This window comes from Staphylococcus sp. HMSC13A10 (genome assembly GCF_001808005.1).
Classification (GTDB): Bacteria; Bacillota; Bacilli; order Staphylococcales; family Staphylococcaceae; genus Staphylococcus; species Staphylococcus pasteuri.
Window position 1 is genome coordinate 244,885 of the sequence record NZ_KV791823.1, and the last position, 24,564, is coordinate 269,448.

23 protein-coding genes and 1 pseudogene are annotated in these 24,564 nt (G+C 32.1%); 1 reads left to right on the top strand and 23 read right to left on the bottom strand.

Annotation, left to right across the window (positions count from 1 at the left end; genetic code table 11):
* Nucleotides 1–37: 37 nt before the first annotated feature.
* Together rpoZ and gmk are read right to left on the bottom strand one after the other, a co-directional pair.
* Nucleotides 38–250: a DNA-directed RNA polymerase subunit omega gene (gene rpoZ / locus HMPREF3125_RS01145; protein WP_017637145.1), complete on the bottom strand. Its 213-nt coding sequence runs from the start codon at nt 248–250 to the stop codon at nt 38–40.
* The gene (gmk, locus tag HMPREF3125_RS01150) at nt 250–873 is read right to left on the bottom strand and encodes a guanylate kinase (RefSeq protein WP_070451388.1); all 624 of its coding nucleotides are present in this window, start codon (nt 871–873) and stop codon (nt 250–252) included. The genes rpoZ and gmk overlap by 1 nt, the downstream gene beginning before the upstream one ends.
* Nucleotides 874–1,066: 193 nt before the next feature.
* Here gmk and HMPREF3125_RS01155 point away from each other — a divergent pair, with 193 nt between their 5' ends.
* Nucleotides 1,067–2,773 (top strand): Rqc2 family fibronectin-binding protein, encoded by a 1,707-nt coding sequence (locus tag HMPREF3125_RS01155; RefSeq protein WP_070451391.1) that lies wholly within the window; start codon nt 1,067–1,069, stop codon nt 2,771–2,773.
* 131 nt (nt 2,774–2,904) lie between these two features.
* On the opposite strand, the gene HMPREF3125_RS01160 is transcribed toward HMPREF3125_RS01155, so the two are convergent.
* The 21 genes and pseudogenes from HMPREF3125_RS01160 to pgeF form a co-directional block, all read right to left on the bottom strand.
* Nucleotides 2,905–3,312 (bottom strand): VOC family protein, encoded by a 408-nt coding sequence (locus HMPREF3125_RS01160; RefSeq protein ID WP_017637148.1) that lies wholly within the window; start codon nt 3,310–3,312, stop codon nt 2,905–2,907.
* 448 nt (nt 3,313–3,760) lie between these two features.
* The gene (locus HMPREF3125_RS01165) at nt 3,761–3,985 is read right to left on the bottom strand and encodes a hypothetical protein (protein ID WP_017637149.1); all 225 of its coding nucleotides are present in this window, start codon (nt 3,983–3,985) and stop codon (nt 3,761–3,763) included.
* 25 nt (nt 3,986–4,010) lie between these two features.
* Entirely contained in the window at nt 4,011–4,622 is a 612-nt protein-coding gene (pyrE, locus tag HMPREF3125_RS01170) for an orotate phosphoribosyltransferase (RefSeq protein WP_070451393.1), read from the bottom strand.
* On the bottom strand, nt 4,623–5,315 hold the full coding sequence (pyrF, locus tag HMPREF3125_RS01175; protein ID WP_029055472.1) for an orotidine-5'-phosphate decarboxylase: 693 nt from the start codon (nt 5,313–5,315) through the stop codon (nt 4,623–4,625). It lies immediately after the preceding gene.
* A 110-nt stretch (nt 5,316–5,425) separates the two neighbouring features.
* Entirely contained in the window at nt 5,426–8,599 is a 3,174-nt protein-coding gene (gene carB, locus HMPREF3125_RS01180; RefSeq protein ID WP_070451394.1) for a carbamoyl-phosphate synthase large subunit, read from the bottom strand.
* Nucleotides 8,592–9,692: a carbamoyl phosphate synthase small subunit gene (locus HMPREF3125_RS01185; protein WP_017637153.1), complete on the bottom strand. Its 1,101-nt coding sequence runs from the start codon at nt 9,690–9,692 to the stop codon at nt 8,592–8,594. The genes carB and HMPREF3125_RS01185 overlap by 8 nt, the downstream gene beginning before the upstream one ends.
* Nucleotides 9,693–10,970, bottom strand: a complete 1,278-nt coding sequence (locus HMPREF3125_RS01190) for a dihydroorotase (protein WP_070451396.1) — start codon at nt 10,968–10,970, stop codon at nt 9,693–9,695.
* A gap of 18 nt (nt 10,971–10,988) precedes the next feature.
* On the bottom strand, nt 10,989–11,870 hold the full coding sequence (locus HMPREF3125_RS01195) for an aspartate carbamoyltransferase catalytic subunit (protein ID WP_029055474.1): 882 nt from the start codon (nt 11,868–11,870) through the stop codon (nt 10,989–10,991).
* Between the two features lie 24 nt (nt 11,871–11,894).
* A complete protein-coding gene (locus tag HMPREF3125_RS01200) occupies nt 11,895–13,187 on the bottom strand; it encodes a uracil-xanthine permease family protein (protein WP_070451398.1) in 1,293 nt (430 codons plus the stop codon).
* A gap of 192 nt (nt 13,188–13,379) precedes the next feature.
* Nucleotides 13,380–13,907, bottom strand: a complete 528-nt coding sequence (gene pyrR / locus HMPREF3125_RS01205) for a bifunctional pyr operon transcriptional regulator/uracil phosphoribosyltransferase PyrR (RefSeq protein ID WP_017637157.1) — start codon at nt 13,905–13,907, stop codon at nt 13,380–13,382.
* A 397-nt stretch (nt 13,908–14,304) separates the two neighbouring features.
* Nucleotides 14,305–15,222: an RluA family pseudouridine synthase gene (locus HMPREF3125_RS01210; RefSeq protein ID WP_070451400.1), complete on the bottom strand. Its 918-nt coding sequence runs from the start codon at nt 15,220–15,222 to the stop codon at nt 14,305–14,307.
* Between the two features lie 11 nt (nt 15,223–15,233).
* A complete protein-coding gene (gene lspA / locus HMPREF3125_RS01215; RefSeq protein WP_029055477.1) occupies nt 15,234–15,710 on the bottom strand; it encodes a signal peptidase II in 477 nt (158 codons plus the stop codon).
* Between the two features lie 167 nt (nt 15,711–15,877).
* A complete protein-coding gene (locus HMPREF3125_RS01220) occupies nt 15,878–16,351 on the bottom strand; it encodes a CHAP domain-containing protein (RefSeq protein WP_070451403.1) in 474 nt (157 codons plus the stop codon).
* A 4-nt stretch (nt 16,352–16,355) separates the two neighbouring features.
* A complete protein-coding gene (locus tag HMPREF3125_RS01225) occupies nt 16,356–17,150 on the bottom strand; it encodes a VOC family protein (RefSeq protein ID WP_070451405.1) in 795 nt (264 codons plus the stop codon).
* Between the two features lie 341 nt (nt 17,151–17,491).
* The gene (gene ileS, locus HMPREF3125_RS01230; protein ID WP_070451407.1) at nt 17,492–20,242 is read right to left on the bottom strand and encodes an isoleucine--tRNA ligase; all 2,751 of its coding nucleotides are present in this window, start codon (nt 20,240–20,242) and stop codon (nt 17,492–17,494) included.
* 214 nt (nt 20,243–20,456) lie between these two features.
* On the bottom strand, nt 20,457–21,107 hold the full coding sequence (locus HMPREF3125_RS01235) for a DivIVA domain-containing protein (protein WP_017637162.1): 651 nt from the start codon (nt 21,105–21,107) through the stop codon (nt 20,457–20,459).
* A gap of 23 nt (nt 21,108–21,130) precedes the next feature.
* The gene (locus tag HMPREF3125_RS01240) at nt 21,131–21,910 is read right to left on the bottom strand and encodes a YlmH family RNA-binding protein (protein ID WP_107999716.1); all 780 of its coding nucleotides are present in this window, start codon (nt 21,908–21,910) and stop codon (nt 21,131–21,133) included.
* Between the two features lie 141 nt (nt 21,911–22,051).
* The gene (locus HMPREF3125_RS01245; protein WP_017637164.1) at nt 22,052–22,345 is read right to left on the bottom strand and encodes a YggT family protein; all 294 of its coding nucleotides are present in this window, start codon (nt 22,343–22,345) and stop codon (nt 22,052–22,054) included.
* An 11-nt stretch (nt 22,346–22,356) separates the two neighbouring features.
* A complete protein-coding gene (locus HMPREF3125_RS01250) occupies nt 22,357–22,941 on the bottom strand; it encodes a cell division protein SepF (RefSeq protein WP_070451409.1) in 585 nt (194 codons plus the stop codon).
* Between the two features lie 5 nt (nt 22,942–22,946).
* Nucleotides 22,947–23,624 carry a YggS family pyridoxal phosphate-dependent enzyme gene (locus HMPREF3125_RS01255; protein WP_070451411.1) on the bottom strand — a complete coding sequence of 226 codons (678 nt, stop codon included), beginning with the start codon at nt 23,622–23,624 and terminating at the stop codon, nt 22,947–22,949.
* Nucleotides 23,624–24,427, bottom strand: a pseudogene (pgeF, locus tag HMPREF3125_RS01260) (peptidoglycan editing factor PgeF). The gene HMPREF3125_RS01255 and the pseudogene pgeF overlap by 1 nt, the downstream one beginning before the upstream one ends.
* Between the last annotated feature and the right edge of the window lie 137 nt (nt 24,428–24,564).

Consider the following 24,564-nt stretch of genomic DNA (forward strand, 5'->3'; position numbering starts at 1 on the left):
TATCTCAAAAAAGGTGTGTACATTTATTTTAATGTGATTATCCTAAAAATTCGTTAGGAATAACTGGTGAAACTTTACCATCAGCAATTTCTTCTAGTGCTTTACCAACAGGTTTAGCTGAAATGTATTTACTTTCTAAAGCTGTTTCTGGTTTTTCATCTAATTCACGAGCTCTTTTTGCAGCAGTAGTAGCGATAAGATATTTAGATGTAATCTTACCTGTTAATTGGTTTAAAGGTGGATTTAACATTAGTTTTTTGCCTCCAGTATCATTTTTCTATATTTAGCTTCTATTCTTTCACGTTTAAGGTGTTCAGCTTCGACGATTGATTGAATTTTGTTTTTGGCTAACTCTACTTCATCGTTAACCACAACATAATCATATAAATTCATCATTTCTACTTCTTTTCGTGCTTCGCTAACACGACTTTGAATTTTCTCATCTGATTCTGTCCCTCTACCTACTAAACGATCTCTTAAATCATCTAGACTTGGTGGAGCTAAGAAAATAAATAATGCTTCAGGGAATTTCTTTCTAACTTGTTTTGCACCTTCGACTTCAATTTCTAGAAATACATCATGTCCTTGGTCCATCGTATCTCTAACATATTGAACAGGCGTACCATAGTAATTACCTACATACTCGGCATATTCAATAAATTGATCATCTTTAATTAATGCTTCAAATTCATCTTTTGTTTTGAAGAAGTAATCTACACCATCAATTTCACCCTCGCGCATGCTACGAGTAGTCATCGATATAGAATACTTATACGAAGTATTGGGATCTTCAAATATTTTCTTTCTAACAGTTCCTTTACCTACACCAGAAGGACCTGAAAGAACTATTAACAATCCTTTTTCATTATCCATGCCTTACGACCTTTCTAAGCTATTCTTCTATTATTTAAATATGATATCATATTGCACTTGAAATTGTATAGAGATACTTTTAGCGACTCATTATACATTTTTCATAATAAGTTAAATTAAACAAGAATCATGACCGTACGAATGATGCATGTTACAATAATGAGAATGAATAACAAGAAGGTGGCAGATATCAATGGCATATGATGGCCTATTTACAAAACAGATGGTTGATTCCTTACAAGATTTAGTTACAGGACGCATCCATAAAGTTAATCAACCCGAAAATGATACGATAATTATTGTTGTACGCCAAAACCGTGAAAAACATCAACTACTTTTATCTATACATCCAAGCTTTTCAAGGTTGCAATTAACGAATAAAAAATATGATAATCCATTCGACCCACCTATGTTTGCTCGTGTCTTCCGTAAACATCTAGAAGGTGGCATTATTAAAGCTATTCGTCAAATTGGTAATGATAGACGTGTAGAAATTGATGTACAAAGTAAAGATGAAATCGGCGATACTATGTATAGAACGATTATATTAGAAATTATGGGTAAACATAGTAATTTAATATTAGTTGATGAAAATCGAAAAATCATCGAAGGATTTAAACATCTTACACCTAATACAAACCAATATCGTACAGTAATGCCTGGTTTCCAATATGAAGCCCCTCCAACTCAACATAAGTTAAACCCTTATGAAGTGTCAGGTTCTGAAGCATTAAAACATATTGATTTCAATGCAGGTAAAATTGCTAAACAACTGTTAAATACTTTCGAAGGTTTTAGCCCGTTAATTACAAATGAAATCGTTAATCGTCGTCAGTTTATGACGCCCGAGACTTTACCTGAAGCATATGATGAAGTCATGGCTGAGACACTAGAAACACCTACCCCTGTATTTCATAAAAATCATCAATCTGGTAAAGAAGATTTTTACTTCATGACTTTAAATCAATTTTATGATGATATAGTAACTTATGACTCTTTAAATGATTTATTAGATCGTTATTATGATGCACGAGGAGAACGTGAGCGCGTCAAACAACGTGCTAATGATTTAGTGCGTTTTGTCCAACAACAACTTCATAAATATCAAAACAAATTAAGCAAACTCATGCATGAATATGAAGGAACTAAAGATAAAGATAATTATCAATTGTATGGGGAATTAATAACAGCAAATATTTATCGTATAAATCAAGGAGACGAATCTGTAACAGTACTCAATTATTATAATAATGAAGAGATTACAATTCCCTTGAATCCAACGAAATCTCCTTCTGTTAATGCACAATATTATTATAGACAATACAATCGTATGAAAACGCGTGAACATGAACTTCAACGTCAAATTCAGTTAACTAAAGAAAACATTGACTATTTCACTGGTATTGAACAGCAATTAGAACATATAACGGTAAATGAAATCGATGATATTCGTGACGAATTAGCAGATCAAGGATTTATGAAACAGCGTAAAAATGTTAAGAAAAAGAAAAATGCTAAAATACAGCTTCAATCTTATCTTTCAACAGATGGAGATACGATATTAGTAGGTAAAAATAATAAACAAAATGATTATCTCACTAATAAAAAAGCACAGAAAAATCATATATGGTTCCATACGAAAGACATCCCAGGTTCGCATGTTGTTATTCTAAATGATTCACCTTCAGAAGAAACTATTAAAGAAGCGGCTATGCTCACTGGTTACTTCTCTAAAGCTGGAAATTCAGGTCAAATTCCTGTTGACTATACCGAAATAAAACATGTCCATAAACCTTCTGGTGCAAAACCAGGATTTGTCACTTATGACAAGCAAAAAACTTTATATGCAACTCCAGATTATGATCATATTCAACATATGAAATCTGAAAGTTTAACTTAATTTAAATATAAAGAGGACTGATTACGCATATATGAAGTGCACCCCAAAAGTTAGACTTAAAATCTAACTTTATGGATTTCAGCACAATATATGACACGTAACCAGTCCTTTTTAATTATATAAATATTTTGTTAGTGCTTATCTGGTAATGCAAGTTGGAAACTGACACCAAATTTATCTTGTACCCATGCAAATTCGCGATATGGTGGCATTTCAGTTTTAGGCATTAAAATAGCGCCTTCTTTTTTTAGTCCACTGAAAAGTCTTTCCATTTCCATTGTATCTTTAACAGTGACATAAAGTGACATTGCAGGATTCATTGGTAATTCTTCTCCATTGTTTGCATCAATAGCCATAAAAACTTGACCATTTAGTGTGAATATCGAATGTTGAACAGTTCCAGGTGTTCCAGGTCCATCTTCATCATATTTAACCATCGTTATAATTTCACTATCTTCAAATAAGCTTGTATATAAATTAATTGCTTCTTCTGCTTGATCATTAAACATTAAAAATGTCGTTATTTTTGGTATTTCCATTTTAATCCCCCTATAAGTGTTGTTTAAATTATTATCAATACTTATCCATAGTTTAACATGCGTGTCTTAATTTTGTTGACTATACCCACTTTTAAGATTTTAGCTATTTATAATATTTTTGTTAGATGTAGTTTTTTAATTTTGACTTATATGTTTGAACGGTTAAAATTAAATTAAGTGAAAAGGAGGCCATAATATGACACATTTACTTATTCCTCTATTGATATTAGTAATTGTTTTACTAATTGGATGGCTATTAACTAAATTATTTATTCGTTAAAGTAATATAAAAAAGAAACGGCGTTAGAGTGTTGTTAAACTGATGTGCCCTTATAAAGTTAGATTTTTAGTACAACTTTAGGGTTCAGTACAAACATTGACTAATCGCCGTTTTTTTAATTCATTGCTTTTAAATTAATAATCATGTAGTTTAAATCATTATTTCGGACTACAATTCACCTTTAGTACGTAAGTTTTCCTTTGCTTTTTTGAAAATATCACTTGTATGTTCAAAAGCATTATAATTCATTTCTTTTTGAAATTTGGATACTGTACTTTCATTTTCTTGGACATCGAGTTGAGTTGTATTTCTAAAATCTTCCCGTCGACTTAAAAATGCATTGCAGTGTTTTAATGACGAGTACAGATGATTATCATGTTTCTGCTTTAACATTTTACATCCCACCTATAAACCTATCTTATGATAAGTTATCTCTCCAATCAACTAAAGTCTGAATGTCATTTTCAGAAATTTCTCCACACTCTTTTGCTACTTCAATCAATTCATTATAATTACTTAAAGTGTAAAAAGGAATTTGTGCTTGTTTGAATGTATCATCTGCTTTAGCTAGACCATAAGTAAATATGGCAACAACGCCTAACACTTCTGCGCCAGCTTCTTTAAGGGCATCTACTGCTGTTACTGATGATCCACCAGTAGAAATTAAATCTTCAACAACAACTACTTTTTTGCCTTTACTTTTGGCACCTTCAATTTGATTTTGTTTACCATGGCTTTTACTTTTCGAACGAACATAGTTCATTGGTAACTCCATTTTTTCTGAAATATACGCAGCATGTGGTATACCTGCTGTTGCAGTACCAGAAATAATTTCTACGTCTTCAAATTTTTCATTAATAAGTTTGATTAAACCATCTCTAATAGCATTTCGTACTTCTGGATAGCCTAATGTTACTCTGTTATCGCAATAAATTGGTGATTTAATACCTGAACTCCATGTAAATAAATCATTTGGTGATAATGATACTGCTTCAATATCTAGTAGTGATTTTGCAATTTCTTTAGCCATTTAACCTAACCAACTTTCTTTTATTTTTTGATAACTTTCAACTGGATTGTCACTTTGAGTAATTGGTCGACCAACAACAATATGTGTTGATCCTAATTTTTTAGCTTGCTCCGGTGTAGTGATTCGTTTTTGATCATTTTGCGCAGCACCTTGAGGTCTAATGCCAGGCGTTACCTTCATAAAATCTTCGCCTAATTCTTTAGTTAACAATTCCGCTTCCAATGGTGAGCAAACGACACCATCAAGACCTGCTTGTTGAGTCAATCGAGCATAATTTAGAACTGCTTCTTCAATCGTTGTTTGTATATTTTGTTCATTATTTAACTGTTCTTGAGTTGTTGATGTTAATTGAGTAACAGCAATGATTTTTATATCTTTGTTGTGTTGACGTAATCCTTCAATAGCTGCTTCCATCATCGCCTTACCACCAGCTGCATGAACATTTACTAAATCTACATCTAATTTTGCTAACCCTTGCATTGCTTTATTTACTGTATTGGGGATGTCATGTAATTTTAAATCAAGAAATATACTATGACCTCTATCTTTAATTGATTTAATTAAATCAGGTCCTGTTTGATAAAATAATTCCATTCCAACTTTTACAAATAATGGTTCATTAAATTGATCTAAAAATGCATTAACTTTATCTGCAGATTCAAAATCTAATGCAATAATTGGTAATTGTTTCATTATGTACTCCTTATATTGAAAGTTCTTCAATCAAAGTCTAATAACTAAGAATTGAAGAACTTATCTAAATTAAAATGTAGTTTCAAAATATTAAATTATATTGAATTAGTTTACATATTTCGCATCGTAAATGTCATACTCTCAATAACATTAGTTAAATCGCTAGCAGTATCTAATGATGTTAAACATGGAATACCATTTTCAACTGTTGTACGACGAATTTGGAATCCATCTCTTTCCACTTCTTTACCTTTTGTCATTGTGTTAATAACGATTTGAACGTCACCATTTTGAATACGTGTAAGCAAGTCATTTTCTCCACCGATTTTGCCTACAACTTCTGCTGGTATATTATTTTGTTTTAATTTTTCAGCAGTCCCCTTAGTTGCTAGAATCTTATAACCTACTTCATTAAGACGGTGTGCAATTTTGACAATTTCGTCTTTATCTTTATTGCTTACTGTCATTAATACTGTACCGTGATCTTTGACTTCAAATCCACTACCAGTTAACCCTTTGTATAGCGCTTTTTCTAATGTTTGGTCTTTACCCATTACTTCACCTGTAGATTTCATTTCAGGCCCTAAAGTAATGTCTACATTTTTCAGTTTATTAAAGCTAAATATTGGTGCTTTAACAAATACACCTTCTGAATACGGTTGAATACCTTCTTTATAGCCTAAAGATGATAATTTCGTACCCATGATTGCTTGCATAGCTAATTGTGCCATTTGAATGTCAGTAATTTTACTTAAAAATGGTACTGTTCGACTTGAACGAGGATTTACCTCTAGAACATAAACACCATCATGTGCAATTACAAATTGAATATTGATTAATCCAATAATATTTAAACCTTTAGCTAATCTAATTGTGTAATCTTCAAGTGTTTTAATTTCTTCTTGAGATAGTGTTTGAGGTGGGTATACTGCAATAGAATCACCACTGTGTACACCTGCACGTTCAATATGTTCCATTATTCCTGGAATAATAACTGTTTCTCCATCTGAAATAGCATCGACTTCAATTTCTTTACCAGTTAAATATCTATCAACTAATACTGGATGTTCTGGACTAGCTTTAACAGCTTGTGTCATATAATTTTCTAACTCATCATCACTATCTACAATTTCCATAGCACGACCACCAAGCACATAAGATGGTCTAACTACAACTGGATATCCAATATTACGCGCGTTTTCTAACGCTTCTTTTGGTGATGTTGCAGTTTTACCTTGAGGTTGTGGTACATCGATAGTATGAAGTAATGCTTCAAATTCTTTTCTATCTTCAGCACGGTTTAAGTTTTCTAAAGAAGTTCCTAGTACTTGTACGCCATGTTTTGCTAATTTGTCAGCAAGGTTAATTGCTGTTTGTCCACCAAACTGTACAACTACACCTTTAGGTTTTTCAAGATTAATAATACTCATTACATCTTCTTCTGTTAATGGTTCAAAATATAATTTATCTGAAATTGAAAAATCTGTTGATACAGTTTCAGGGTTATTATTTACAATAATTGCTTCATAACCAGCATTTTGTATTGCCCACACAGCATGAACTGTTGCATAGTCAAATTCTACACCTTGTCCAATTCGAATAGGTCCAGATCCTAATACAAGAATTTTTTCTTTATCAGTAACAATAGATTCATTTTCAGTTTCATAAGTACCATAGTAATAAGGTGTTGTAGACTCAAATTCAGCAGCACATGTATCTACCATTTTGTACACTGGAGTAATATTATTTTCAATTCGTAATTGATAAACTTCTTCTTCTGTCATATCAAAACGATGTGCAATAACTCTATCACTGAATCCATAATCTTTAGCATATTTAAGGTATTCTAAATCACCTTGATGTGCTTTAAGTTCATGTTCAATGTTGATAATATTTTGGAATTTATTTAAGAAGAAATAATCAATTTTAGTCATTTCATGAATTTCTTCTAAAGTTGTTCCACGACGTATGGCCTCACCTATAAAGAATAATCTTTCATCATCTTGATGACTAATACGTTCTTTAATGTAGTCTAAATCAAAGCTTTCACCGTTTGGTAATCCTAAATGATGTACGCCGTATTCTAATGAACGAATCGCTTTTAATAAAGATTCTTCATATGTGCGTCCTATTGCCATTACTTCTCCAGTTGCTTTCATTTGAGTACCTAATTCACGCTCACCTTTTTCGAATTTATCAAATGGGAAACGTGGTATTTTTGAAATAACGTAGTCTAGTGTAGGTTCAAATGCAGCATAAGAAGTTCCAGTAATTGGATTTAACATTTCATCTAGTGTTAAACCTACAGCAATTTTGGCTGCTAACTTCGCAATTGGATAACCTGTTGCTTTAGATGCTAATGCTGATGAACGAGATACACGTGGGTTTACTTCAATAATGTAATAGTTGTATGAATCTGGATCTAAAGCTAGTTGTACGTTACATCCACCTTCAATTCCTAAAGCGCGAATAACTTTTAATGACACATCACGTAGCATTTGATATTCGACGTCTGATAGTGTCTGACTTGGCGCAACAACAATTGAGTCACCAGTGTGTATACCAACTGGGTCAATATTCTCCATATTACAAACTACTATTGCATTATCATTTTTATCACGCATAACTTCATATTCAATTTCTTTAAATCCAGCAATTGATTTTTCAATTAAACATTGTGTAGCAGGACTATAATGAAGACCATTGGTAACAACTTCTTTTAAGTCATCATCGTTGTAGCAAATACCGCCACCAGTTCCTCCCATTGTGAATGCAGGACGAACGATTAATGGATAGCCAACTTCTTCTTTAAATTTAAAAGCTTGTTCTACTGTATTTACGATGTCACTTTCAGGTACTGGAACATTTAAATCATTCATTAACGTTCTAAATAATTCACGGTCTTCAGCTTGTTGAATTGATTCTAATTCAGTACCAAGTAACTTCACATTATTTGCGGCTAATACACCACTATCGTGTAATTGAATAGCCATATTCAAACCAGTTTGACCACCTAATGTAGGAAGTAATGCATCGGGTTGTTCTTTGCGAATAATACGTGCAATAAAATCGTGTGTTAATGGTTCAATATAAACTTTATCTGCAATTTCTTTATCTGTCATAATCGTCGCTGGATTTGAGTTAACTAATATAACTCTATATCCTTCTTCTTTAAGTGCAAGACAAGCTTGAGTTCCTGCATAATCAAATTCCGCAGCTTGCCCAATAATAATTGGACCCGATCCTACTACTAAAATTGTTTGAATATCGTTACGCTTAGGCATTTACATTACGCTCCTTTTCTATGAACTCGTTCATCATTGTTATAAATTCATCAAATAAATAATTCGAATCGCTTGGGCCTGGTCTTGCTTCAGGATGATATTGAACAGAAAAAGCAGGTAAAGTCTTATGTCTTAAACCTTCAACAGTTCCATCATTTAAAGCAATATGAGTAACCTCTAAATCAGTGTTTTCTAAAGAATCTTTATCGATTGAATAACCATGGTTTTGACTTGTAATGTCAACTTTACCTGTTTTTAAGTTTTTAACAGGATGGTTAGCGCCTCGATGACCAAACTTCATTTTGAATGATTTAGCACCTTGGGATAATGCGAATAATTGGTGTCCTAGGCAAATTCCAAAGAATGGAATTTTACCAAGAATACCTTTAATCATTTGAATAGCTACTTCTACTTCATCTGGATCTCCAGGTCCATTTGATAGCATTACGCCATCTGGTGACATCTTCAATATTTCTTCAGCAGATGTGTCGTATGGCACAACTGTCACATTGCACCCTCGCATATTTAATTCTCGTACAATATTTTGCTTTTTACCAAAGTCAAGAAGTACAACGCTTAAATCTGCTCCAGTAGATACATAAGGTGTTTTTGTAGAAACAGTTGATACTTCGTCTCTAGGTAATTCAGTTGTTTTAAGATGTTCAACTAAGCTTTCAATTTCATCTTTGTTATCTGTAAATCCAGCTCTTAATACACCATGTTGGCGAATTTTACGTGTGATACTTCTAGTATCAACACCTGAGATACCAGGTATTTGATATTGAACTAATACTTCATGTAATGTCTTTTGATTACGGAAATTACTTGGATGTGTACTTGCTTCTTTGACTACTACACCATTTAATGTAGGTGTTAAAGATTCAAAGTCATCTCTATTAATTCCATAATTTCCAATTAATGGATACGTAAATGTAATAATTTGACCTGTATATGAAGGGTCAGAAATTGTTTCTTGATAACCTGTCATTGCTGTGTTAAAAACAATTTCACCAATCGATAATTCATCTGAACCTAGCTGGTATCCTTCATAATAAGAACCGTCTTCAAATACTAGATAACGTTTTGAAAGCATTTATTTTTCCTCCTTAAATACAACTTCACCTTTTATCATAGTTAATACGGGATGTCCGTATACTTTCTCACCAATAAATGGTGTATTGTCAGCTTTTGATAAGAAATCTTCACTTCTAATTTCTTTTTCATTTTCTAAATCAATAATAGTAATATCAGCATAACTATCTTTGTGTAGTTTTCCGTAGTTAAGATTAAAGATTGTAGCTGGTTTAATTGTTAAATAATCAATTAATTGTTTTAATGACCAATTCCCATTTCTTACGAAGTGTGTATATAGTAATGGGAATGCTGTTTCACTACCTACAATTCCAAATGGTGCTTTAGTCATAGGTTGTTCTTTTTCTTCTTTAGCGTGTGGCGCATGGTCTGTAGCAATACAATCAATTGTACCGTCTAATAATCCTTCTAATAATGCGTCACGATCTTCTGTACTTCTTAATGGTGGATTCATTTTATAATTAGAATCATCACCTGGAACATCATTTTCTGTTAATAATAAGTGATGTGGCGTTACTTCAGCTGTAACATGAATGCCTGCTTTTTTAGCATCGTGAATAACACGGACACTTTCTTTAGTTGATACGTGACAAACATGATAATGACATCCTGCTGCTTCAGCTAATAAAACATCTCTTGCAATTTGAACTGATTCACAAACATTTGGAATACCAGGAATACCTAGTTCTTCACTACGTTTACCTTTATGCATAGCGCCGCCATAAATTAAGCTATTGTCTTCACAATGAGCAACAATTGGCTTTTTAACTTTAGCAGCTTGCTTCATAGCAGCGTACATCATACTCGCTTGTTGTACACCGACGCCATCGTCTGTGAACGCAAACACACCTTCTTTAGCTAAAGCTTCGAAATCCACTAACTCTTTACCAGCTTGTCTAGTTGTAATTGAAGCATAGGGTAATACGCGAACTTGAGCTGTTTCAGAAATTCTTTCTCTTAACGCTCTTACATTTTCAACTGAATCTGGTACTGGTCTTGTATTAGGCATAGGGCAAATTGTAGTAAATCCACCTCTAGCTGCTGCTTTTGTACCTGTTTCAATTGTCTCTTTGTGTTCACCACCTGGTTCACGTAAATGCACATGTACATCTACAAATCCTGGTGCGATTAAATTTCCTTTAGCATCAATGACTTCAATATCGTCAGATGATGCATCTATTTTAGTACTGATCGTTTTAATTCTTTTACCTTCGATTAAAATATCTGTATTTTTCAATTTTCCGTTCTTAATAATTTTACCGTTTTTAATTAATTTCATGATTCAAATACCCCTTCCTTATTGTAAAAGCTCATCAATAACTGCCATTCTCAAATACATACCGTTTTCCATTTGCTTAAATATTCGAGACTTAGGTGCCTCTACCAATTCGCTTTCGATTTCTACTCCTCTATTTACAGGAGCCGGATGCATGACAATAGCTTCTTCTTTTAATTTATCATATCTTTCCCTAGTTAACCCATATTGTTGATGATAATTTTCAGCTTCAAAATTGGCCTTTCCAGTAATACCATGTCTTTCATGCTGAACTCTTAGCAACATCACAATATCTACTTGGTTAATCACATCATCAATATTTACATATGATGCCTCTATTGTATCGTCTACCCATTCTTCGGGGCTCGCGAACATTACATTTGCACCTAATGCTTTTAAACTATGAAAATTACTTCTAGCTACTCGAGAATTTTTGATGTCACCACAAATTAATACATTTAGACCTTCAAATTTTCCATACTCTTCATAAATTGTCATTAAATCAAGTAAACTTTGTGTTGGATGTTGACCACTACCATCCCCACCGTTAGCTATAGGGATATTTAAATTATTTAATTCTTCATAATATGCATTTTGAGAATGTCTAATTACAAGTAAATTAACACCAATACTTTCTAAAGTTTTACAAGTATCATACAAGGATTCACCCTTTTGAACTGATGATGTACTTGTCTCAAAATTAACTAAATTCAATCCTAACTTTTGTTCGGCAACTTCAAAACTACATTTTGTTCTAGTTGAATTTTCAAAGAACAAATTAGCTACAAATTTATCTTTGTATTGCGGTACATTAACTTCTCCAGATTTAAATTGACTTGCTTTTTTAACTAAGCTAAAAATTTCATCGTTTGATAAATCTTCCATTGATAATAAATGTTCCATTGTTTGCCTCCTCAGTTAAACTGATTATTTTTTAGGTAAGATTAAATTTAAAATAATACCTGATAATGCTGATAATGCCATTCCTTCAAGCTGAAGATTTATGCCAATACCTTTTAAATTGATAAGTAGATTTCCAATACCAATTACTAAAATGACAGATGCTATTACCAAGTTTCTATTGTTAGCAAAATCAACATTACTCTCAACAATCATTCTTAAACCACTTGCGGCGATAATACCGAATAATAGTATAGATACACCACCCATGACTGGTGTTGGTATTGAAGAAATAAGTGCTGTGAATTTTCCTATAAATGCGAGTACTATCGCTATGACAGCTGCGCCACCAATAACGTAAATACTATAAATTTTAGTAATCGCTAGAACGCCAATGTTCTCACCGTATGTTGTACTTGGTGGTCCTCCGATAATACTTGCAACCATCGTTGATACACCGTCACCGATAATTGATTTGTCTAATCCTGGATCTTTAAAGAAATTTTTACCTACAATTTTATTAATGACCATTTGATGTCCAATATGTTCACTAACTGTCACAAAAACTACTGGTATCATCACTAGTACCAATCCTAGGTGAAACGATGGTACATAATCTTTAAATGGTAGATAAATATCTGGGAAATCTAACCATTTAGCTTTAGCTATTGGCGCAAATTTTACTAATCCCATAAATATTGAAACGATATAACCTACAATAATACCGATTAAAACTGGTATGAGGGATAAGAATCCTTTGAAAAAACCTTGCACAATAATAGTTACTATTAAAGTGATTAACGCTACTACTAAATAACTTAAATTGTAACCTTTCATGTCTCCTGAATTTTCATACATTGCCATGTTTACTGCTGTAGGTGCAAGACTTAAACCGATAACCATGATTACTGGTCCAACCACAACAGGTGGTAATAATTTCATTAGCCATTCTGTTCCACTAAATCGTATACATATACCGATAATGACGTACATTAATCCACTCATGAATAATGCAACTAACATGTCTCCTAAACTTTGTGTACTTAACCCAGTAATGATTGGAGTGATAAAAGCGAAACTAGAACCCAAATAAGCAGGTATTTTGGCTTTTGTTATTAATATGTATAATAATGTTCCGATTCCAGATGCTAATAATGCAGCTGATATTGGTAGTCCTGTTAAAAATGGTACAAGTACAGTCGATCCAAACATCGCAAATAAATGTTGTAAACTTAAGAATGCCCATTGGCCTGCTTTTGGTTTATCTTTAACATCTAATACTGGTTTTACTGTACGTTCAAACATTTGTTCATTTTCCATAATGATTCATTTCCTCTCATAAAAAAATCTCTTTACATACAGTTATGCAAAGAGACTAAAGTCAATGATATGAATCATAAGCAATATGTATCTATAGTCATATAAGTTTACATAACTATATTACAGTTAGTTAAATGCTTATATAATTCAATTCACCTTTTTCAGTCTCTCGTACTGTTTTAAAAGGATATATTATTCAATTACTACCGCATTCGTTGAATCCTTTTCCGTTAAGAATACTTTCACTGATTCATCTCGTGCAGTAGGTATATTTTTCCCTACAAAATCTGCTCGAATTGGAAGTTCTCTATGGCCTCGATCAACAAGTGTTGCCAAACCAATTTTAATTGGTCTAGAGTGTAATAGTATAGCATCTAATGACGCTCTTACAGTTCTTCCTGTATATAAAACATCGTCCACGATGACAACAACTTTTCCTGTGATGTCTACATCAATCTCAAATGCTTTATCAAAAGATTGCTTTGAAACTTGATCAATGTCATCTCGAAATTGTGTAATATCAATTGTACCTGTTGGAACAAGTTGTTGCTCAATCATATTAATTTTTTCTTGAATACGGTAAGCAAGGTAAGCACCTCGCGTTTTAATGCCCAATAATACTAAATCTTCTGTACCTTTGTTATACTCAAGAATTTCATGTGCAATTCGAGTTACTGTACGTTGTATTGCTGCTTCATCCATAATGATGCGTTCAGACATTTCCTCACCTCATAAATTAACATGAAAAAAACCTCACATCTTTAACAAGACATGAGGTTGATATATAGATAATGTGTAATTGAGATATAATCACATACACATTTTCATTCATTTACATGAGTTACAATTCTTTAAAAAACTTTCTATAAAAGTATATAAAGGTAGTAACATTAATGTAGATTAAGTATCATTTTCATGTCTTTGAAGCCTCTCTGGACTTACATTTAAAGACCTACGATTTTTTTATTTAAACTGTTATTAGTTTAATCCTAAAACTACAATTAGTCAACGGTCATATGACTATTTTTTTATTTATCTTTATAAGTTTATGACTTATGTCTAGACTTTAATTAATATCTAAATTCAAATATTGAACTATATGATTTATCAAACTATATTAAGCATCTCTTTTTCTAATATCATCTAATAAATCTTCAAATTCTTGTGGTAATTTAGCTGTTCTTTCAATATATTCATGCGTAACTGGATGTTCAAAACCGATGACTCCAGCATGTAAAGCTTGTCCACCAATATCTAATGTTTTCTTAGGACCATATTTAGGGTCCCCAACTAATGGGAATCCAATATATTTCATATGTACACGGATTTGGTGAGTACGACCTGTTTCTAACTCGCACTCAATTAATGTGTAGTCTTTAAAATGTTCTAATACATTGAAATGTGTTACTGCTTCTTTTCCATCATCTACGACAGCCATAGCTTGGCGGTCTTTTTTATTACGTCCAATAGGTGCATCTACAGTTCCATAATCATGTGGAATATTGCCATGTACTAATGCGACATATTTACGTTTAACTGATTTCGCCATTAATTGCTCAACTAAGCCTCGATGCGCAATATCATTTTTAGCAACCATTAACAATCCTGAAGTATCCATATCAATTCTGTGAACGATGCCTGGGCGTATTTCACCATTAATACCTGATAAATCTTTAATTTGATACATCAATCCATTGACTAAAGTACCTGTATAATGACCAGGTGATGGATGAACAACCATACCTTTAGGTTTATATACAATAGCTACATCGTTATCTTCATAAAAAATATCAAGATTTAAATTTTCTGGCGTGATATCCGCTTCTACGACCTCTTGTTCTGTTAAGATAATATGATCGTTTTGTTTAACTTTATAGTTTGGTTTTACCACTTTATCATTTACTTTTACTAAATCTTCTTTGATCCAATCTTGAATCTGACTACGTGACCAATCGCTATTCAATTCAGGTAATACTTTATCTAATCTTTGACCTACATAATTATTATCTGAAATTTGATATTCATATGTTTCCATTACCTTACCTCCTATTCTTTATTTGTTGTATCTTTAAGTAAAGCTATAATTATTAAAATTACACCAATTGTTAAACTTGAATCGGCAATATTAAATATTGGAAAATCATATCCAAAAATATTTGTGTCGATAAAATCAACAACTTCTCCATTAAACAAACGATCTATAAAATTCCCTAAAGCGCCTGCGAACAACAAACTAACAGCTAATTGCATAAATAAATTGTACTTAGCTTCTTTAATAAAGAATAATACGAGTATGATTAATATAATTACTGTAATGATATAAAAGAAAAACATTTTTCCACTTAAAATACCCCAAGCAGCACCATTATTTCTATGGGATGTTATATTTAAAAAATTTGGTATTACTTCGTAGGAATCCCCTATTTTCATTGAACTAGCAATTATCCATTTTGTTATTTGGTCAATGACTAAAATAAAAATGACTACGAATAATGAAATACCAGTATAATATTTCTTTTTCATTCATGTGCCTCCATTCAAAACCATTCATCACTTTTTTACAATATCTTTTATTATATCTTAATCAAGTATATAAAAACAGGATAGCCTAAAAATAAATACGATGTACATAATGAAATAATTTTATTTGCTAATCGGCATTATTATGAGTATCGATATGTTGTTCTTAATTATGCTTTTTCATTATTTTTAGGATGTATATACTGATATTGATCTACATCAAAACTTGGAATTGTTCTATCTGTAATTTCATAAGCTTTTTTAAAATTCATCTCAGAAATTTTAAGTGATCCATCTTGATTTATTTTTTCAATATATGCTACGTGCCCATATTTTCCTTTAGTTGTTTGTAATATCGACCCTTTTTTAGGTTGATGATTGACTTTGTAATCATCTTTTTCAGCATTTTTAGCCCATTCTTTTGCATCAGACCATGTGTTCTCAATTTGATGGTGATCTTCTTTGACTTTATCAAAAACATAATACGTACATTGACCTTTTTGATAAGTATTATATTTCATTGGATTGATTTCTAATAAATGATTTTTGGGCTCTGTCATATCTTGATTATTTAATCCATCTATTATTGCAGCTATCGTAATACATATAGTCACTATAAACATTAAAGTTATACTTTTTTTCACTGAATCACTCTTCTTTTATATAATTAAACCTAAAATATATGCCATCCGGCCCTTTAACATTCAAATGGGTCGTTTCTGGATAATGAAAATCTACAAGTGCTAAGCCATAAGAATGAGAATTATCAACGCGTTTAGTTCCGGATATCCATTGATTTATAGATAAATGATGGTGGTAATGTTGAGATGATAAAAAGAATGAATAGTCATCCATATATGCTGATTCTTCTAAACCAAAATAATTTAAATAATAATCTTTGACTTCAGATATACGTACCGTCTTTAAATGTAACGTACCAATTTTAGCCTCATCTGGAATGCCTTGCCACTTTTCGTCTGAAACTTCATTTAATAAACGTGGGACGTTAATTGGCACAATATTAAGCAATGCTTTATCATCCTCATAATGCCATGACTCAAAATCTTGATCGACATAAAATTTCAAACCGTTGCCTTCAGGATCTTCAATAAACAAAGACGTTGAAACACTTTGTTCTCCACCGTTAACAGGTATTTCATAATCGCTCAATTGTACTAATAAATCAGCTAAATCAGATAGCGTTGGCAACATGATTCCTAAATTAAATAACCCAGCTTCTGACATTAATGGTTCTCGTCCATTAGTAATTTCATTTAACGTAATGAATGTATTTGACATTCCTACTTCATATTGAATGCTCGTCATCGTTTCGTTAACAATATTTAACCCTAATATTTCTTCATAAAAAGGTTTAAGTTCATCTTTATCTCTTACATTTATAGTTATTCCATTTACAAAATTTGCATTCTTATTATGAAACATACATACTACCTCTTTCATAAAGCTTATCTATAAATTTAACTCATTATTGAAATTATTATCAGTAACATCCATATTTTTAATATTATGCTAAAAATTTATACTAAAAGCAACTTAATTGCTAAAAATATTGCTTGAAAGAGCATAATGAGAACATGACATTTCAATTAAACTTACACTAATTCATTCCAATTTTAATGACTATCTAAATTTTCATTAGCTAATATATGAACGTAAAAATAATAAAGTAACCTTTATCAATATTTCAAATTTAAAAATATAAAATAAAAGCTGTTAGCAATGTCAATTGACACTGCTAACAGCTTTAAATCAATGATCTAATATTAATTTAATGTTTTTACGACTTCTTGACAACGTGGGCATAAGTGATCTAGTTCTCCTACTGATCCTAATTGATCACTGTAGTTCCAGCATCTTTCACATTTTTCACCTTCAGCATGTTCAATACGGATATCACCATATTGATAAGCTTGACCATTGTCAACGTGGTCAACTACTTCTGCTTGAGAAGTAATAAATAATTGTTGTAAGTCATTAAATTGTTGTAAGAATTCTGAAGCATTGAAATCACTATTACTACCGATTGTCACTTTAGCTTCTAATGATTTACCAATTACTTTTTCATTACGAGCTGCTTCTAATGCACGGTTGACGTCATCACGTAATTTCATAAATGTATTCCATTTATCTAATAATTGTTGGTCTACTTCTTCAACTTTTGGCATATCAGCTAAATGTACACTTTCTTCTTTAACATGTGGCGTATGTGACCAAACTTCTTCTGCAGTATGCACTAAGATTGGTGCAAGTAATTTAGTCATATCAACTAAGATTTGATATAACACTGTTTGCATACTACGGCGTTTATGTGATGAACGTTCTTCAATATAAAGAATATCTTTACCATAATCTAAGTAGAAATTACTTAATTCTACATTGATAAAGTTTTGTACTTCTTGATAAATATTAAGGTAATCAAAGTTTTCATAGTTTTTAATTGTACTAGCAGTGAATTCACGTAAACGATGTAATAAATAACGATCGACTTCTAATAAATCCGCTTCAGCAATACCATCTGTTTCTGGATTGAAATCATTCACATTACCTAACATAAATCTTAATGTATTTCTGATTTTACGATATACATCTGACGTTTGTTTTAAAATTTCATCTGAAATACGCACATCAGCTAAATAGTCTGTACTACTTACCCATAAACGTGCAATATCAGCACCTTTTTGTTTTACAACTTGATCCGGTACAATCGTGTTACCTAATGATTTACTCATTTTCTTACCTTCTCCATCCATGACGAAACCATGAGATAATAAGAATTTGTATGGTGATTGGCCTTTTGTTGCCACTGCAGTTGTAATTGATGAGTTAAACCAACCACGATATTGGTCACTACCTTCAAAGTATAAATCTGCTGGGAAACTTAATTCAGGACGTGTTTCAAGTACACCTCTATGAGATGATCCTGAATCGAACCATACGTCCATAATATCTTCTTCTTTAGTAAATTCGCCATTAGGACTTCCTGGATGAGTGAATCCTTCAGGTAATAAATCTTTAGCTTCACGTTCGAACCAAATATTTGAACCATGTTGTTCGAATAAATCTGCAACATGATTAACTGTTTCTTTAGTCATGATGATGTCGCCATTTTCTGCATAGAATACTGGTAGTGGAACACCCCATACACGTTGACGAGAAATAACCCATTCTCCTCGATCACGAATCATATTGTAAATACGAGTTTTGCCCCAATCTACTTTAAAATCAGTATTATCAATCGCATCTAGAATATCTTGTCTTACTTTATTAATAGAAGCAAACCATTGTGGTGTCGCACGGAATATAACTGGTTTTTTAGTTCTCCAATCATGTGGGTAACTATGAGTAATGAAGTTTAGTTTTAATAAAGCATCTTTTTCTGTTAATAAATCAGTAACAGCTTTATTTGCTTTGTCATAGAACATACCTTCAAATGGTCCGCCTTCTTCAGTGAACACACCTTTATCATTTAGTGGACTAATAACAGGTAAATCATATTTTTGACCAACGATATAGTCATCTTCCCCGTGTCCAGGAGCAGTATGAACACAACCTGTACCAGCATCAGTAGTGACGTGGTCTCCGTTAATAACTAATGAAGTTCTGTCTAAGAATGGATGTTGTGCTTCAACATATTCTAATTCCTTACCTGTAAATTCTTTTTCAAGTTGGATTGAATCTGTATCCCATTCTAATGCTTCTGCAACTGTTTCTGCTAGAGCTTGTGCAATAATGTACTTTTTACCATTAACATTATATTGCCCATATTTTAATTCTGGATGAACTGTAATCGCTACATTTGAAGGGATTGTCCATGGTGTAGTTGTCCAGATAATAAATTGTGCGTCAGGATCAACGACACCTTTGTCATCTTTAACATTAAACGCTACATAGATTGAAGCAGAACGTTTATCATGGTATTCAATTTCAGCTTCAGCTAATGAAGATTCACTTGATGGTGACCAATAAACTGGTTTTTTACCTTTGTAAATTAAACCTTTGTCAGCCATTTCACCAAATAATCGAATTTGTGCTGCTTCATATTCAGGATTTAATGTGATATAAGGGTTATCAAAATCACCACGTACACCTAAACGTTTGAAATCATTCTTTTGAATTTCAACTTGTTTTAAAGCAAACTCTTTACATTTTTCTCTAAATTCAGCAGTAGTCATTTTTTTACGATCTACGCCTTTTTTAGTTAATGCTTGTTCAATTGGTAAACCATGTGTATCCCAACCAGGAACGTACGGTGCATAAAAGCCTTGCATTGTTTTATATCTAACGATGAAATCTTTAATAATTTTATTTAAGGCATGACCCATATGTAAGCTACCGTTAGCGTATGGTGGACCATCATGTAAAATGTAAGATTGGTTTCCTTTATTTTTATCTAATGCTTTTTGGTATTGATTGTCTGCATCCCATTTTTCTTGAATTTTTGGCTCTTTATTAGGTAAGCCACCACGCATTGGAAATTCTGTTTTTGGCATTAATAACGTATCTTTATAATTCATTTACTTTCATTCCTCCTAATTATAAAAAAGAACTCTAAGTTCAATTAACAGGGACGGTTATACCGCGGTACCACCCTGATTAACTCAACTTAGAGTTCTCTCTTGAATATATTCATTTTAAACAAATCAGTGATATAAGAAACATGCTTATATTAGGCTCCCACCATTTCCTAATTCGCTGTGATAAGTGTTTTGTTTCTTACGCGTCTGATTTTTATTTTTGATTTGGTGATTCTGATTGAGTCACTGAATCACTTTGAGATGTTGAAACCGTACTTTCTGAAGATTCAGTTGTTTGAGACTGACTTTGAGCATTTTGTTTCATTGCTTTTTCTTCTTCAGTTAAATCATTTTCATTTAAATGGTGAATGTCTTCTAAAGTGACTTGTTCAGCATCTAAATCATAATTTAATAAATAATCCCAATCGTCATTCTTAAGTAAGTCTAATTGAGCTTCAACTAACATACGGAAACGAGATCTAAATACTTTAGATTGACGTTTCATATCTTCAGTTTGGAAAGCTAAACGACGTGCTTTTTCTACCGCATCGTTTACAATTTGATCAGCTTGCGCTTGAGCTTTGGCAATTGTTGCTTCTGCATCTTTATTCGCTGCTAATTTAGTTTCTTCACCAGCTTTTTGTGCTTGTACTAATGCGTCAGTTACAGATTGATGAACATCTTGATATGACTTAATATTAGTATCTCTTTCTTCAATAACTTTTTCAAGTTGTTTTTTATCTTCTTTTAATCTTTCTATTTCAGAGCTTAATTGTTCTAAATAGTTTGCAACTTCAGTAGGTTCTAGACCATTTTTCACACGAGTAAACTCTTTACTTTTAATTTCACTTGGTGTAAAAGGCATTATATGTCCTCCTTAATTTTACACTATTTGAATAATGTATTATAGGTAATGTGTATTTTATCTTTTTTAGTTCTTCCACCTATATCGGTCATTTGTGCTCTACCGAAACCTTGGATGGAAAGCAAATCATTCATTTCTAATTGAAAATCAGGTGAATCAATGATTGTGTGATTCACTTTTACTCTTTTTTTCTCGATGAGTTGTTTCGCTATCGATCTTGATTTGTGAATCATTTCTTTAAGTACAACATCAAGTCTTAGTGCGCTCACCGTTGAACTATGAATCTTCCAATTCTCTTCTGATTGTATCATATCTTTTAAAGGAATAGAATTAAGTTTAATTGTAGCACCTTTGATTTTAGTGAATTCTAACATAATAAATGATTCTAAAGCTTTTGTCAAAACAAATTGAATACGTTCTCCAACAATAATATCTCCAAGTTGATTTCTATCTATTCCTAAAGACATCAATGTCCCTAATACATGTTGGTGTTGTATTGTAACAAACTTTTGTGGATAGTCTATTTCAATTAAAGTTAAATCAAAATCACTTTCATTTGGTTCGTAATAAGAAGGTGTGATAAGGGCACGTTGTCGTTCAGCTTGAGGTCCCCCATTAAAATGAACAACCAAATCTTCATAACTACCAACAATAACTTCCAATATATACTGACCTCTAGGATCTAAAAAGTTTGTTAATACTGGCGCATAATGTCGTTCAGCTTGTTGGCATTTATCGATTAATAAATCTATGGTTGCTTGTTCTTCTTTTCTAAAATGCTGATAAATATCGATGTTTGACACCTCCTTATTTTTACGTAGTTTAGCTAGTTCAGTCACCTTATTTTACAAAGTTAACAATAAAACGAGGCAAACTGGCATACTTCCAGTTACCTCGTTATTCAACAACATCTATATTATTTACTATCTTTTAAGTATTTACTCTTATCCAGCCAAGTGAACTAAAATCATGTTGAAAATAGTCACTAATCCTCGTTGGAATAATACTAAAACAATGATAGCTACAATAGATGATATATCAATAATTCCTATTGGTGGAATTATTTTTCTAAATGGTTCCAAAAATGGTTCGTAAATCTTCCCGAGTATTTCACCAAACTTAGATTCTCGAATATTTGGCACCCAAGAAGTAAAGAAATAAACAATCATTCCATAATAATAGATTTGAACAATCCAAATTATAATTCGGAATATTGTATTAAGTAATCCAATATCCATATGTTATCTCCTTATTCGTAATGTTGCTCCATATTCTCAATATGGTCTGTAATGCTACCAGCAACTTCAACATTGTCTGGAGTACATAGGAAAATATCTGTACCGACACGTTGGATATCGCCACCAATCGCATATACTGTACCACTCAAGAAATCAATAATACGTTTAGCAGAGACTTTATCAATGCGTTGTAAATTAACTAAAGTAGCACGACGATTTTTTAATTCATCTGCAATATCTTGTGTATCTGAGAATACACGTGGTTCAAATAAACACATTTTTGAACTTTCTTGAGTAACAACATTTGTTTGTGCATTATTATTCATCGTTACAACATTTCTTGAGTTTGATTTAGAATTATTAGTCATACGATAATTCCTTTCTTCAGAAGTTGAATTATATCTAGTTGAAATTTTTTGTGGTACTGATTTAATTGCACTTGTTTTTGAAGTAGCCGGTTCTTGCGCTACCTCTCTTTGTGATTCAACTTCACGTTCTTGTTTACGATCACGTTCTTGTTCACGTTCTTCTGGTACTTCCACTTCTTCTTCATCTTCAACTACAAAAAAACCATTAAATAAATCTTTTAAAGCCACGGGGCTCACTCCTCTTCTCCTACAAGTTTAGTCCCAATTCTTACAAACGTAGCACCTTCTTCTATAGCAATGAGGTAATCGTTACTCATACCCATAGATAATTCAGTACACGGTGCATATTCTAAATTGAGTTTGTGTATTTCGTCTCTTTTTATTCGTAATTTTCTAAATAATGACTGTATGTATTCGACATCATCTGTAAATGGTGCCATAGTCATTAATCCGACTATTTTTATATTCTCATATTGTTTAAGGTCTTCGATAAACGAATTAACATCGTCTAAATCAATACCATGTTTAGAAGATTCTCCAGAAACATTCACTTGTAAAAAACAAGGAATAGTATGATTGGCACGTTTGTTAATTTCTTTAGCTAAACTCATTCTATCTAAAGCGTGGAAGTAATCAACATCATTGATGACATCTTTGACCTTTCTAGATTGCAAAGAACCGATAAAATGAAACACTGCATCACTAGGTAGTGCTTCTTTCTTTTCTTTAAATCCTTCAAGTCTATTCTCACCAAAGTGACGAAGTCCAGCTTGATAAGCTTCTTTAGCTCGCTCTATTGTAACATACTTTGTCACTGCAATCACGCTAGGCTGTGTTGAAATGTTACTTTTTTCTCTTTGTTGATTTATTTCATCGTTAATTTTTGCCAAATTTTCTTCGACTTTACGCATTAATCTTCACCTTGCTTTCTTCCGATAAAGGCTAACATTCTACCGGTTTGCCCTTTCTCAACTCTATAGGAAAAGAAATAATCTAAGTTTTCTGATGTAGCATAATCTGTAATATAAATATTATCTTTTGGTACACCCACACTTTGTAATAATAAAGCATTGGCTTTTTTCAAATCTATGCCATGTCTATCTTCATCTCGTGTTTCTATATATTGTGTTGTTTCAATATCTAATGTTTCAAATTTAGATTTAATATCATCATTAATTTCATACGAATTTGAAGTTGCAGGACCTATCACAACTTGTAAATCATTTAAGTCAAAATCGATTTGTCGAACCATTTCTTTTACAATTTCACCATATGTACCTCTCCAACCTGCATGAGCTAAACCAACATAATGATTTTTCTCACTATAAAAATATACTGGTACACAATCTGCATAACACATCGTTAATAAAATATTAGGTTCATATGTATACAGACCATCAATGCTATGTAAATCATTAGTGATTGCATCGATATTAGTTCCTTTATCTGCAGCTGTGATTTTGGCTACTTTATTTTCATGAGTTTGTATAGGAAATACCCAATCTCTTCTAGGAAAATGTATCAAATCGGCTAAAATAGCTTGATGCTTTGATATATTATCTTGATCATCGTCAACGTATCTAGCCATATTAAATGCATTTTAAGGATACATACTTAAGCCAACCTCTCTCGTAGTAAATCCAAGGGTAGTATTTGTCTTATTTTCGTCTTTGTATTCTAAAAAATGATCTTGTTTAATAAATTTTTCAGTCAAATGTTTCACAACCTTAAGTATGAATTTTCAATATTTGCTATTAATGATAAAAATGGCTTTCGTAAAGTTATTATATAACATTTTTATTTGTAATTAAATTAAAACTATTTTAATTGTACATGGATTAACATGCTTTT